A 12,289-nucleotide genomic window follows, 5' to 3' on the forward strand; every position below is an offset into this window, starting at 1 on the left:
TCAGGCGGCGCGTTGCTGCAACCTGCCGGCGGCGTGGGTGATCATCGCGACTCCACGTTGCAGCTCGATGGCCGGATCGACGTCCGCACCAGCCGCCTGCTTCGCGGCCAGAATCCCATCGACAACCCACTGCCGCACCAACGTGGACCACGCAACCCCACGCTCAGACGCGAGCGCCGCCAACTCTTCAAACACATCGGTGGGCAGCCGCAACGAGCGGCTCACCATCACCTCAGCAGCGACCTCGATGGGCTCGGTGTTGACACGTGCTTGCGTTTCCAGGTCTCCGCGCCGGTACCGATCGATCGTGTCGCGATCCTCAGCCCTCATCAGAACCTCCAAAGATGTGGGTCCACTTCAGCTCGGTCGCGAACCCTGCTTCAAACGCCAACACGAGTTCCCACCCGCCGTTGTCGCCTTCGACCAGCCACACCGTGACCAGGCGACCACCAACCCGACCTGACACCGCCCGTGTCCGGTCGTCAACGTCCTCGACCAACGTGGGCTGAGCTGCCAGCACAGCCCTGATCGTGGTCAAGTCAACGCCCTGCTCAGCGGCAGCGTCGATACCGTCAACCGTGAGGATCACACGCACAATCCAGCGTAGCACGCAGCGTGCTACACCGTCCGCCCAGTTGGCCGGGGTCCGCCGGTCGCCGGCTTCGGAAAAGCGGACCTCTGCGCACACGGCCCGTCGTCAATCGAGCTCGCTGCTTGGATCCCTCGCCGGGACACGGAGCGCGGTAGGTGCCGAGCGACTCGCCGTCTGGGACGGGCCGCCGTCGCCGCTGTCGTGTTTGTGCGCGGCGACGGAGTGCTATGGCCGAGCCAATCGGGAACGGACGTAGCTCGGCGTGGCGGGATCGGTAGCTGTGGCGCCAGGCAGTTCCACCGACGGAGGACCGGGTTTCCTCGACGGCGTTCGTCACGATGACCATGACGTGACATAGGTTCTGGTGCGACAGATGTCGTGAGCGCCCGGCCCTGACACGACGTTCAACAGCGCCACATCCGGACGAACCAGCAGGACGCGGCAATGACCGCACCACACCGGAATGTGGGTACCACACCGCAGCCCGGCGAAAGGCCCAGCTGCGAAGGTAGACAAATCCGCTGGTCACTAAGCAACCAACTGCAACATGAGCCGGTTGCCGAACAGCAAGTGCGGGCGATCGTGTGAGCAATGTGTGAGCACTGTGAGCACAGAAATCGGCACCCATCAATGATGGATGCCGACTGACCTGCAAAGATGGGTGGAGCCGAGGGGATTCGAACCCCTGACCCCCACACTGCCAGTGTGGTGCGCTACCAGCTGCGCCACGGCCCCATCTGGTGTGCCGCGCTCTCGCGGGCACTCACGGAATAGTACACATACCGCGGAGGGGGGTCACATCGGGTTCCCCCCTTCGCTCAGTTCTGGGTGGGATCCGCCGGGTAGTGCGCCACCGCGGCCATCAAGCCGCCCTGGCGGCGCAGGACCATCTGCCACAGGTCGTCCGGGCGGGGGGCGAAGGCGTCGCTCGGGAGGGCGTCGAAGACGAACCAGGAGCCGCCCTCGATCTCGCGCTCCAGTTGGCCCGGGGACCAGCCCGCGTAGCCGGCGAAGACGCGGACGCCCAGGACGCCGGCTACCAGGAGGTCGGGGTCGCCGGAGAGGTCTACCGTGCCGACGGCGCCGGATACCCGGTTGAAGCCGGCCAGGTCCTCCACGCCGGGGCGGGTGCGGGCCAGGCAGATCGCGGCCTCCGGCTGGACCGGGCCGCCCTCGAACACTACCGGCGGCTCGCCGGCCAGGGCGCCCCAGCCGCCCAGGACGTCGGCGACCTGGACCTCGGTCGCGCGGTTGAGCACCACGCCGAGGGCGCCGCCCTCCTCGTGCGCGACCACCAGGACGACGGTGCGCTCGAAGTTGGGGTCGCGGAGCGCCGGGGTCGCCACCAGCAGACGCCCGGTTAACGACTCCATCGCCCTCCCTCGCCGCCTTCTGGAAGTTCCCCGGCCGGTGCCCGACGAGCTCGGCCGTGGCGAACCACGGCCGGTCGGGGTCTGGCCGGACGGTTGTCCTTCCATCCCACCGAGATCCCCGGGCGTGGACATCAGCCCCACCAGCAAACATCACCGGCCGGGCGGACGATGACCGGGCGCGCCGGATGGATCTTCGCGAAGTGGGGTGCGAGGGTCATGTCTCGCACCATAGCCTGACCGGCGCGTCCCGGTTAGGGTCTGATCCGTGACCTCACTCGCGGACATCGCCGTGATCGGTGGTTCGGGGCTTTACGCGTTCCTCGACGACGCCGAGGAGCACGCAGTCGACACGCCGTATGGCCCGCCGTCCGACCCGATCACGATCGCTTCGGTGCAGGGGCGGCGCACCGCGTTCCTGCCGCGGCACGGGCGGGACCACCGCTTTCCCCCGCACCGGATTCCCTATCGGGCGAATCTGTGGGCGCTCAAGGAGCTCGGCGTGACGCAGGTGCTGGCGCCGTGCGCGGTCGGCGGGCTGCGCCCGGAGCTGGGGCCGGGCACGTTCGTGGTGCCCGACCAGCTGATCGACCGCACGTCGGGGCGGGTCCAGACGTTCTACGACGAGGGCGCCGTGCACGTGAACTTCGCCGATCCCTACTGCGCGACCGGGCGGGACGTGGTGAAGAAGGTGGCCGCCGAGCACGGGATCGAGGCCGGCGACGGCGCGATGGTCGTGATCGAGGGGCCGCGGTTCTCCACCCGGGCGGAGTCGCGCTGGTTCACCGCGATCGGCGGCGCGGTGGTGAACATGACCGGGCACCCCGAGGCCGTGCTGGCCCGGGAGCTGGCGCTCTGCTACACCTCGATCGCGCTGGTGACGGACCTCGACGCGGGGGTGGAGGGCGACCACGGCGTCACCCAGGAGGAGGTGTTCCGCGTCTTCGGCGAGAACACCGACCGCCTGCGCCGGGTGCTGCTCGACGTCATCCCGCGGCTGCCGGAGCGGCCTGATGACCCGTGCCAGCACGCGCTGGACGGTCTGCGGTAGGCAGCCGAACCACAAACCGGCAGCCGTCCCCGACGTTGTCCACCGCGACGGCGCCGTGGTGGGCCTCGACCAGCCCGCGGACGATGGCCAGTCCCAGTCCCCCGCCGGCGTCTTTGGCGGGGGTACGAGCCGGTGCCCCGCGAAACGCCACGTCGAACACGCGCGGCAGGTCCGCCTCCGGGATGCCGCCGCAGGTGTCGCTGACGGCGAGCCAGCCGCCCGTGGCGTCCTGGCCGCCGGTGACGGTCACCGTGCCGTCGGGCGGGGTGTAGCGGATCGCGTTGCGGATGAGGTTGTTGACGACCCGGGACAGCTCGGGGACGGAGCCTCGCACGACGGGCCAGCCGGCGGTACCCCCGGAAGGCTCGGCAACGATCCGGATGTGCTCGGCCGCGGCGAGCGGCGTCGCCGAGGCGATGGCGTCGGAGATCACGTCGCCGAGCGGCACGTCGGCCAGCGACAGCCGCAGCGCGCCGGCGTTGATCCGGGACAGCTCGAACAGGTCGTCGACGAGCGCGGCCATGCGGTCGGTCTCGTCGCTGATCCGGCGGTGGTAGTCGGCGACGGTCTCCGGGTCGGACACGACGCCGTCGTCGAGCGCCTCGGCCATGGCCCGCAGCCCGGCGAGCGGGGTGCGCAGGTCGTGGGAGACCCAGGCGACCAGCTCGCGGCGGCGGGCCTCGGCCTCGCGCTCCCGCTCGCGGGCCTCGGCCGCCCACATGCTGGCCCGGGCGAGCCGCCGGCCGGCCCAGAGCCCGACCGCCAGGGAGACGGTGGCGGCCGTACCGACGACGATGAGCAGCACGTGCAGGTCGTGGTCGGAGATGAACATCTGCATCGACGCGCCCAGGATGCCGGTCAGCACGCTGATGACGGTGACGAGCAGGATCACCGCGATATGGGCGGTGACCGAGCGGCCGCGCAGGATGCGCAGCACGCCGAGGCCGGCCACGGCGACGACGAGCGAGCCGGTCAGCGCCATGAGGAACGTGAAGACGACGTCACGCATATTCGTACCGGTACCCCACGCCCCAGACGGTCAGGATCCGCTTCGGCTCGGCCGGGTCGTCCTCGATCTTCTCCCGGAGCCGTCGCATGTGGACGGTGACCGTCGACTGGTCGCCGAAGGTCCAGCCCCACACCTGTTCGAGCAGCTCGGCGCGGCGCAGCACGCGGCCCGGGTGGCGCATCAGGAACACCAGCAGGTCGAACTCGCGCACGGTGAGGGCGAGCTCCCGGCCGCGCAGCGTCACCACGCGGCGGGACACGTCGACGCGCAGGTCCCCGTCGACCAGCTCCCCCGCGGCCGGCGGCGGGGCGCTGCGGCGCAGCACGGACTGCACCCGCAGGACCAGTTCCCGGGGCGAGAACGGCTTGGTGACGTAGTCGTCGGCGCCGATCTCCAGGCCCAGCACCCGGTCGGACTCCTCGCCGAGCGCGGTGAGCATGACGATCGGCAGGCCCGGGTCCTGGGCGCGCAGCCGGCGGCAGACCTCCAGGCCGTCGATGCCGGGCAGCATGAGGTCGAGCACGACGAGGTCGGGCCGCTGCTGGCGGTACGCCTCCAGCGCCGCCTGCCCGTCCCCGGCGAGCTGCACGCTGAACTGCTCGCGCTCCAGATATCGCCGCACGACGTCGCTGACGGTCGGATCGTCGTCCACGACGAGTACGCGCTGCCCCATCGTTCGAGCGTAGAGCGCCCCGGGCCGCGGGCCACGCGCGGCGGCGGCCCGTAAGCGAACCGTCAGGTCTCGCCGCCGAGATCGGTCTCGTACGCCTCGTAGAGCAGGTCGGCGCCGCGCTGGCGGTGCTGCCACACCTCGTGGATGAGCCGGGCCGCGTGCCGCCGGACGGCCTCGGCGCCGGCCTCACGCGGCTCGGCGAGGCGGCCCTCCAGCTCGTCCAGGGCCGTCCAGACCGAGCGGTGGTCGCCGACCAGGTCGTCGAGGTACGGCGCCAGCCGCGGGGCGTCGAGGATCACCCCCGCGTAGAGCCCGGCCGGGCCCTCGGTCGCCTCGACGTGTTCGGCGAAGGCGGCCTTGAGCTCGGCCACCGCGCGGCTGACCGCTGGCCGCCACGCCGGGTCGCCGACCGGCGCCTGGATGGCGTGTTGCATGTGATGAATGCCGCCGAGCAGTTCCATGGCACACCTCCCGCCCATCCCATGATGTGACGCGGGACACACTCTGTCCAGCTCAGAGGGTGGGGATCTCCTCGCCGTCCTCGGCGGCGGCCTCGGTCATCCGGGTCAGCCAGGCGTTGACGACGGCCAGCTCCTCGGGGGTGAACCCGGCGGCGAGGCGGTCCTCGACGGCCTGCACGGCGGGCAGCGCCTCGGCCAGCCGGGCCTCGCCGGCCTCGGTCAGGAAGATCTGCTGCGAGCGCCGGTCGGTGGGGTGCGGGCGGCGCTCGACGAGGCCGGCCCGCTCCAGGCCGGTGAGCATCTCGTTGGCCGACTGCCGGGCGGTGGCGACCTTGCGGGCCACGTCCGCCACCGACAGCCCCGGCGAGCCCTTGAGCATCAGCAGCGACGCGAACTGGGCCACCGACAGGTCGTACTGGACCAGCGCCGTCGACACGACGCCGCGCAGCGCCAGCCAGGCATGCCGGACGAGGAAGGTCGAGCAGGCGTCTACGGCGTTCATCGCCCCATTGTGCGCCGTGGCACTATTGACAGGAACCTGCCATTCCTGCGAGCGTAGTCACCATGACCGTCAGGGACCTGTCAATCAGTCTACCCCGGCAGCGCCGTGTGCTGTCGGTCCTGGTGTTCGCCGCGGTGCTCATCTGGATCGACACCACGATCCTGGGCATCGCGCTGGAGCGCATCGCGGACCCGCGCACCGGCCTCGGGGCCACGCCCGGCCAGCTGCAGTGGGCCGTCGGCTCGTATGCGCTGCTCTTCGCCACCGCACTGTTCGCCGCCGGCGCGCTCGGCGACCGCTACGGCCACCGCACGATCCTGGTGCTGGGCCTGTTCTGCTTCGGCGCCGCCTCGGTGTGGGCGGCCTGGGCCGGCGACGCCACCGGCCTCATCCTGGCCCGCGGCCTGATGGGCCTCGGCGGCGCGATGATGATGCCGACCTCGATGGCGATCATCGGCGCCACGTTCCCGCCGGAGCGGCGGCCCGAAACGATCGCGGCCTGGGCCGCCTCCAGCGGCATCGGCGTCGCGCTGGGCCCGCTGCTCGGCGGCGTGCTCGTGGACCATTTCTGGTGGGGCTCGGTCTTCCTGGTGAACCTGCCGGTCGCCGGGCTGGCGCTGATCGGCATCCTGTCGGTGGTACCAAATCCGAAATTGGCGCAGCGGCGGCGCCCAGACCCGATCGGGCTGCTGCTGTCCACGGCCGGGCTCGCACTGCTGGCCTATGGCCTCATCGAGGCCGGCCAGGACACCGACTGGACCCGCACCCGGGTGTGGGCCCCCGCGCTCGCCGGCCTCGCGCTGCTGGCGGTGTTCACGGTCTTCGAGTGGCGCTCGGCCGAGCCGTCGTTCGACCCGCGGCTGTTCCGCAACGGCCGGTTCAGCGCCGGCAACATCGCCCTGGGCGCGCTGTTCTTCGCCATCACCGGCCAGATGTTCTACGGCAACTTCTACCTGCAGGGCGCCCGCGGCATGAACGCCCTCGACACCGGCCTGGCCTTCCTGCCCGGCGCGCTGGGCGTCGCCTTCGGCTCGCTCCTCGGCGCCCGGCTGGTCCGGCGCTTCGGCGTCGCCCTGGTCAGCGGCGGCGGCCTGCTGGTGGTGTCCGCCGCGTTCCTGACCAACCTCGCCTTCGGCCTGCACACGCCGCTGGTCTACTTCTGCATGGTCGGCTTCGCTTCCGGTACCGCGATGGGCATGGCCATCTCGCCGACCTCGGCCGCCGTCATCGCGGCCCTGCCGCTGGACCGGATGGGCGCGGGCTCGGCGGTGAACAACACCGTCCGCCAGGTCGGCAGCGTCCTGGGCATCGCCCTGCTCGGCACGATCCTGACCAGCACCTATCGCGACCGGATCGCGCCCGCGCTGAACGCCCTGCCACCCGCCGCCCGCGACGCCGCATCGCCATCGGCGGAGCACACCCGCGCGGTCGCCGACGCCCTGCACCGCCCGGACTTGGCCGATGCGGCCAACAACGCCTTCATCACGGCGATGCACACGACCGCGGCGTCGGCTGCGGTGGCCGCCTTTTTGGGTGGGGTACTGCTGGTGCTCGCCTTCCGCGCGCGCCGATCCACGGCGACCTCCGCGCACCCGGAACCTGCCCTCGTCGCGAGCTCGTAACCGCCGCTCCGCGTTCCGTCCGATGAATGCGTTTTGTCCGGTGAATGCGTTTTATCCGATAAATCCAGACGCTCCGCGTCCGGATTTATCGGATATTTCGTAAATGCCTAATTCAGTGCGTCAGGCGCGGCCCATCAGGCGTTCGACGTCGGCGAGCTCCGCCGGACTCAACGGGCCGAAGGACAGGGCGCCGGCGTTCTCCTCGACCTGGGCGACCGTGCGGCAGCCCGGGATCGGGACGGTCCGCGGGTCGTAGGCCCACAGCCAGGCCAGCGCGCCCTGCGCCAGCGTGCGCCCGCCCGAGGTGAGCACGTCACGGATGCCCTCGATGCGGGCCAGGAACTCGGGCGCCGGCCGGCCATCGGTGAAGTACCGCATCCACTCGGGACTCAGGCCGCGCACGTCGTCCCGCGGCAGCTCCGACGACGCCGTGTAGCGCCCGCCGAGCAGACCCATCGCCAGCGGGCCACGGATGATCACGGCGAGGTCGTGGCGCTCGGCGACCGGCAGGACCGCGAACGAGCCCCGCAACACCGAGAGGTCGGCCTGGATCGCGGCGCAGTGCGGGCCAGCGTCGGCGAAGGCGTCGGCCCGCTCCGGAAAGTCGGTGCTCCAGCCGTACGCCCGGATCAGGCCCTGCGCGACCAGGTCCTCCAGCGCCGGCAGGAGCTCGATCGCGGCCGGGATCGGCAGGGCGTTGATGTGCAGCTGATAGAGGTCGATGCGGTCCGTGCCCAGCCGGCGCAGCGACTCCCGCACCGCCCGGCCGACCTCCGCCGGCGTGCCGTCGTCCGGCCCCACCTGGCGGGTGCGCTCGTCGAAGGTGCCGCCGAACTTCGTGGCGATCACCACCTCGTCGCGCCGGCCGGCCAGCGCGCGGGCGAGGATCTCCTCGCTGTGGCCGGCACCGTAGACGTTGGCCGTGTCGAAAAACGTGACGCCGAGGTCGAGCGCGCGGCGCACGGCCCGGATCGACTCGCCGTCGTCGACCTCGCCCCAGCCCAGCGGCTGCTCACCGGCCCAGAACGGCCCGCCGATCGCCCAGCAGCCCATGCCCAGCGCACTGACCTCGATGCCACTGCGTCCCAGGAATCGCGTTTTCATGAGGCATACGCTGCCACCTGGAGCATGCTCCATGTCAACAGTACTGCTGGAGATAGACCGCCTTCACCGAAGCCGCCCATTGGTAGGGAATCTGCCGGACCCAGTAGATCGGCGGCAGGTGCGAGGTCGCCACATATACCTCGCCGGGGAAACAACGGGTTACGCGCAATCGGGCGCGCCATGCATGATCGGCGGTTGTCACGAGTACCACGGAATGCCATCCGTATTGCGCGCCGAGCCGGCGTACCGCCTCGGCCTCGCCCCGGGTCGTGTCCGGTTCCGGATGGAAGCACAGCACCGTCACACCGGGCTCCTCGGGCAGGCACCGGCCCGTGTCGGCGTCCGCCTGCAGCGTGGATTGCACCAGATAGGCGGCGCGATGCTCCCTGGCCAGCCGCATGGCGAGCCGGTCGCGGTCCGCGTCGCCCGGCCCCGCGAGTTCCACGATCGCGTCCACGCGGGCCGGGAGTCGGGGAAGGCGCGGCCACACGAAGTACCGCGCCGTCAATGCGATGAAACCGATCAGTGCGATGACCGCCCATCTCCGGATCATGGGCCGTAGCGTGGCATCGGCAGTTGAAGAGAACGTGGACGGGGAATCGGCCCGTCGCCCGAAATCTACGGACATGGCGGCACTCGCGAGAATGCACTGACGGCTATTTGGCAGCGCCTTCTCGACGCATTCTCAGCTATGACGTGCATCACCGGGCCATCGCGGGATTTCGCTGATCGTATTGAATCGTGATATGTCCGATAAGTCGCGGCGCGGAGTGCCCGACTTATCGGACCGCCGCGGGGGTCGTCGACCAGGTGCGGCAGGAGCAGCGGGAACGGCGTCCGCGCCGACGCCCTGCTCGCCGCGCAGCCGGCGGGGTCGTCGGCCCAAGCCCAGCGCAGCCGTCAGCCCAAGCCCCAGCCCGGCGCGACCGACGGGGCCCGGCAGCGGCTGGCGGACTCTGCGGCCGCTACGACCGGAAGTCTCCGCGATCATGCCGGACCGCCACCGACACCACGCGTTTCCCATGATCACGGAACAAACATGTACACCCGTGTACCAAAAGTCTCCGGGATCATGGCAAACCCGCGGCGCGGCCACGGCAACACGCATGATCACGGAGACATCCGTGCGCCCAGCCGCCCGAATCCAGCTTCCCGCTCGCCATGTGAGCAATCCGACAAAACGCCATGAAACTGGCCAGACGGGATGCGTCAGCGCGAGCGGTGGTCACGGCCGCCGCGAGCATCCCTCGCCGGAAGCTCAGCGCAGGCGGGCGATGCGGCCGGCTTCGCCCGAGGCCCAGCAGGTGCCGTCGGCGCACGCGACCGCGTCGAAGCTGCCCGTGTCGAACCGGCGCCAGGTCCGGCCGCCGTCGTGGCTGACGTCGCTGCCGGTCGGGCCGACGGCGTAGGCCGTGTCGCCGCGGGTCGAGCGCCAGGCCACGCCCGAGCGGTACTCGCCGGGCACCGCCTTGGCCACCGCCCAGGTGCGCCCGCCGTCCCGGGTGGTCGCGGCCGCGGCCGGCGCGGCCGTCGGCGCCGCGAAGTCGCCGCCCACGGCCAGGCCGTGCATCCGGTCGGCGAAGGCGAGCGAGTAGATGCCGGCCGACGGGCCGCTCGGGATGGGTGTGGCGGTGACGCTCCAGTGGCGGCCGAGGTCGGCGGAGTGGAACACCCGCGCGGCGGACCCGCCGCCGGTGGCGAACCACGCGTCGGCGCCGCCGCGGGCCGCGGTCACCAGGCAGGTGCCGCTCGCGGCGAACGCGAACTCCCCGTCGAGCGCGGCCGGCATGCCCGCGACCGGCTGCACGGCCCAGTGCCGGCCGCCGTCCTGCGTGGCCAGGATCCGGAAGTGGCCGTCGACCGGGTCGGACAGCGCGAGCCCGTGCCGGCGGTCGGAGAACGCCACGCAGTCGTAGAACGCGGCCGGGTCGGTGTTGCGGAAGGTCTCGGCCCAGGACGCGCCGCCGTCGTCGGTGACATACACCCGGGACAGCTCGCCCTCGCCGATGGCCAGCGCGACCGCGTGCCGGGCGTCGAACGCCTCGATGTCGCGGAACTGCAGGTCGGCCGTGTCCGGCGGGCCGACCGAGCGCCAGGTGCGGCCGCCGTCGGTGGTTCGCAGCACGGTACCGCCGGTGCCCGAAGCCCAGGCGACCGTGTCACTGACCGCGGCGAGCCCGCGCAGCCGGGCGGTCGAGCCGGAGTCGAGCAGCCGCCACGCCGGGCCGGGCCGGGCGAAGCCGCTCGTGGTGGCGACGGTGGCGAGGGCGAGGGCCAGGACGGCGATCGGGCGAAGCCTCATACCGCCGGAAGTTACTCGCCTCCATCGATCGAGCCAAGTGCGCCGGGCACCCGCAGGGCGGCTACGCAGACGTCGTCGTGCGGGGCCGGCCCGGCGAGCATCGCCGCGAGGATCTCGTCCACGAGCTGCCCGGCGTCGGGCGCGTGGCGGGCGGCCTCGGCGGCCACGCGGGCGAGCCGCTCCTGGTGCGGCCGGGGGTCGCCGGGGCGATCGATGAGTCCGGCGGTGTACGCCAGGAAGGTCCCGCCGCGCGCCAGGTCCAGCCGCCACTGGCCGATGTCCGGGTCGGGGAAGATGCCCAGCGCCGGGCCGGCCGGAATCGTTACGGTGCCTTCCGGCTCGATCAGGATCGGTTCCGGGTGACCGGCGTTGGCGATGCGCAGACCTCGCTCGGCGGGGTCGTAGAGCGCGACGACGGCGGTCGCGTAGGTGTCGTCGCCGTGGTTGGCGAGCAGGTACCGGTTGAGCCGGCGTAGCACCTCGGCCGGGGCCGGATCCTCGATCGCATACGCGCGCAGGACGGCGCGGACCGGCCCGATGACCGCGACGACGTCGTGCCCGTGCCCGGCGACGTTGCCGACCGACACCAGCACGCGGCCCTGGCCGAGCGGCAGCACGTCGTAGAAGTCGCCGCCGGCGTTCAGCGGGTCGGACGCCGCGACCCAGCCCGCGGCCAGGTCGACGCCGGGCGCCCCGGCCGGGTCGTCGGGCAGCGCGGAGCGGCGCAGCCGGTCCAGCACCCGCCGCTCGGCCCGCTCGTCGGTCTGGATCCGCTGGCGGAGTTGTTCGGCCCGCTCCTCGGACACGTCCTGGACCACGCCCCACAGCGCCCCGTCCGCCCCGGGGCGGAAGGAGACCACGACCTCGCGCACCACGCCGACGAGGTCGGCGATGCGCAGCTCGACGGTGTGCGGGCGGCCCGTACGCCGGGTCCGCACCACCGCCGCCGTCATGCGCTCGAGGTCTTCGGGGTGTACCCGCCGGCGCAGCTGCCGCTGGTCGACCCGGCCCGAGGGCAGCCCGAGCAGCTCGCGCAGCGGCGGGGAGAGCAGGATGGCGCCGGTGCTCGCCTCGAGGGCCCACGTGCCGGAGTGCGTGACCCGCTGCGTCTCGCTCAGCGCCGCGGTCGTCGCGACCAGCGCGGCCTTGACGGCGCGCCCGGGCTCCTGGGGGGCGATGCGCTCGCTCAGCAGCGCGTCGATGGCGGCCAGGACGGCCTTCGGGTGCGCGGGTTTGAGGATCACATTTTGTACCCCATATGCCCGAGCCAGCGGGGCCACCTCCTGCTCCGCGTAGTGCGCGGTGTTGAAGGCGATCGGGATGCGGCACGTCGCCGGCGCGCTGCGCAGGGAGCGGGCGAGCTCGTACCCGTCGATCCCGGGCATGAGCACGTCGGTGATCACCGCGTCGGGTGGCTGGTCGCCGGCCATCCGCAGGGCGCTCTGCCCGTCGGCCGCCTCGCGCACCCGGTGCCCGCGGTGGATCAGCAGCGTCCGCAGAAACTCGCGGTTCATCGCGTCGTCGTCGACGACGAGCACCGTTGCCATCAGCCTCCCGTCTGCGCGACGTCGTCGAGCCAGTATGCGCCCGGGCCGCCGCCGCG

Annotated in this window: 13 protein-coding genes and 1 tRNA gene; 2 read left to right on the plus strand and 12 right to left on the minus strand. The window is 71.9% G+C overall.

Translation table 11 applies throughout. The features are described from left to right. From ACQPXD_RS50500 to ACQPXD_RS50515, 4 genes are all read right to left on the minus strand, one after another. Positions 1 to 330, minus strand: a complete 330-nt coding sequence (locus ACQPXD_RS50500) for a hypothetical protein (RefSeq protein ID WP_432831388.1) — start codon at positions 328 to 330, stop codon at positions 1 to 3. Beyond that, complete coding sequence (locus ACQPXD_RS50505; RefSeq protein ID WP_432831390.1) at positions 320 to 589, minus strand: hypothetical protein; 270 nt, start codon at positions 587 to 589, stop codon at positions 320 to 322. Before ACQPXD_RS50505 ends, ACQPXD_RS50500 begins: the two co-directional genes overlap by 11 nt. 665 nt (positions 590 to 1,254) lie before the next feature. Beyond that, positions 1,255 to 1,327, minus strand: a tRNA-Ala gene (locus ACQPXD_RS50510). A gap of 83 nt (positions 1,328 to 1,410) precedes the next feature. Further along, positions 1,411 to 1,965, minus strand: a complete 555-nt coding sequence (locus tag ACQPXD_RS50515; protein ID WP_344619484.1) for a YqgE/AlgH family protein — start codon at positions 1,963 to 1,965, stop codon at positions 1,411 to 1,413. 289 nt (positions 1,966 to 2,254) lie between these two features. Between ACQPXD_RS50515 and ACQPXD_RS50520 the strand changes: the two genes are divergently transcribed. Then, positions 2,255 to 3,013 carry an S-methyl-5'-thioadenosine phosphorylase gene (locus ACQPXD_RS50520; RefSeq protein WP_432844256.1) on the plus strand — a complete coding sequence of 253 codons (759 nt, stop codon included), beginning with the start codon at positions 2,255 to 2,257 and terminating at the stop codon, positions 3,011 to 3,013. Here the strand turns inward: ACQPXD_RS50520 and ACQPXD_RS50525 are convergent. The 4 genes from ACQPXD_RS50525 to ACQPXD_RS50540 all read right to left on the minus strand — a co-directional run bounded on the left by ACQPXD_RS50525 (position 2,949) and on the right by ACQPXD_RS50540 (position 5,658). Beyond that, positions 2,949 to 4,022, minus strand: coding sequence for a sensor histidine kinase (locus ACQPXD_RS50525; protein ID WP_432831392.1), 1,074 nt, complete (start codon positions 4,020 to 4,022; stop codon positions 2,949 to 2,951). The genes ACQPXD_RS50520 and ACQPXD_RS50525 overlap by 65 nt on opposite strands. Next, positions 4,015 to 4,695, minus strand: coding sequence for a response regulator transcription factor (locus ACQPXD_RS50530; protein WP_432831394.1), 681 nt, complete (start codon positions 4,693 to 4,695; stop codon positions 4,015 to 4,017). The genes ACQPXD_RS50525 and ACQPXD_RS50530 overlap by 8 nt, the downstream gene beginning before the upstream one ends. Positions 4,696 to 4,757: 62 nt before the next feature. Next, positions 4,758 to 5,156 carry a hypothetical protein gene (locus ACQPXD_RS50535; protein ID WP_432831396.1) on the minus strand — a complete coding sequence of 133 codons (399 nt, stop codon included), beginning with the start codon at positions 5,154 to 5,156 and terminating at the stop codon, positions 4,758 to 4,760. Between the two features lie 52 nt (positions 5,157 to 5,208). After that, positions 5,209 to 5,658, minus strand: coding sequence for a MarR family winged helix-turn-helix transcriptional regulator (locus ACQPXD_RS50540; protein ID WP_432831398.1), 450 nt, complete (start codon positions 5,656 to 5,658; stop codon positions 5,209 to 5,211). A gap of 62 nt (positions 5,659 to 5,720) precedes the next feature. Between ACQPXD_RS50540 and ACQPXD_RS50545 the strand changes: the two genes are divergently transcribed. Next, entirely contained in the window at positions 5,721 to 7,280 is a 1,560-nt protein-coding gene (locus ACQPXD_RS50545) for an MFS transporter (protein ID WP_432831400.1), read from the plus strand. Positions 7,281 to 7,400: 120 nt separating this feature from the next. Here ACQPXD_RS50545 and ACQPXD_RS50550 read toward each other — a convergent pair whose 3' ends face one another. From ACQPXD_RS50550 to ACQPXD_RS50565, 4 genes are all read right to left on the minus strand, one after another. Then, complete coding sequence (locus tag ACQPXD_RS50550) at positions 7,401 to 8,384, minus strand: aldo/keto reductase (protein ID WP_432831402.1); 984 nt, start codon at positions 8,382 to 8,384, stop codon at positions 7,401 to 7,403. 34 nt (positions 8,385 to 8,418) lie between these two features. Then, on the minus strand, positions 8,419 to 8,937 hold the full coding sequence (locus tag ACQPXD_RS50555; RefSeq protein ID WP_432831404.1) for a YdcF family protein: 519 nt from the start codon (positions 8,935 to 8,937) through the stop codon (positions 8,419 to 8,421). 705 nt (positions 8,938 to 9,642) lie between these two features. Continuing rightward, positions 9,643 to 10,686, minus strand: a complete 1,044-nt coding sequence (locus tag ACQPXD_RS50560; protein WP_432831406.1) for a WD40/YVTN/BNR-like repeat-containing protein — start codon at positions 10,684 to 10,686, stop codon at positions 9,643 to 9,645. A gap of 11 nt (positions 10,687 to 10,697) precedes the next feature. Continuing rightward, on the minus strand, positions 10,698 to 12,233 hold the full coding sequence (locus tag ACQPXD_RS50565; protein ID WP_432831408.1) for a SpoIIE family protein phosphatase: 1,536 nt from the start codon (positions 12,231 to 12,233) through the stop codon (positions 10,698 to 10,700). Positions 12,234 to 12,289: the final 56 nt, after the last annotated feature.

It is taken from the genome of Dactylosporangium sp. CA-092794, assembly GCF_050948465.1.
Lineage (GTDB): Bacteria > Actinomycetota > Actinomycetes > Mycobacteriales > Micromonosporaceae > Dactylosporangium.